The 428-nt window shown below is 66.1% G+C and carries 1 protein-coding gene; it reads left to right on the top strand.

Translation table 11 applies throughout. The features are described 5' to 3' along the window. A partial coding sequence (locus EII42_RS12325) for a hypothetical protein (RefSeq protein WP_233558411.1) occupies positions 1 to 405 on the top strand: 405 nt, incomplete at its 5' end. Positions 406 to 428 lie beyond the last annotated feature (23 nt).

The following is a 428-nucleotide window of genomic DNA, read 5'->3' as shown; positions in this document are numbered from 1 at the left end:
ACCCCGTCTGGTGGCCCCGCGAGCGGCGGCCCTTTCCCCGGCGGCGGGTCTGGCGCTCCGGGTTCTGCGCCTGCGGCGGGTGAGGGTTCTGGGCCTGCGGTGGCGGGTGGGGATATGAGTTTCACCGCTGATCCGCCGGAGTTGGTGGAGATGGCCCGTAGGTGGGCGGCTAATTCGGAGGCGGCTGCGCGCAGTGCGCGTGGGGTGCCGGTTGAGAGCAATTTCGGGTTCTTGGCGTCCGTTCTTGGTGGCTACCATGCTGTGTCGGGTGGGCTCTCGGGTGGTTCGGGTAAGGCCTCGGGCGAGTTCGACGACGTGTGTGACTCGTTGCAGGTCTTCGCCAGACGCTACACGGAACAAGAAGACCGCGCACAACAATCCGGTGACCAGATTGGAGAACGCTAATGGCCGGACCAGAAGACGCAGGC

The sequence above is a fragment of the Tessaracoccus sp. OH4464_COT-324 genome (assembly GCF_003932855.1).
GTDB lineage: Bacteria > Actinomycetota > Actinomycetes > Propionibacteriales > Propionibacteriaceae > Arachnia.
This window is presented reverse-complemented; position numbering and strand designations above follow the sequence as displayed.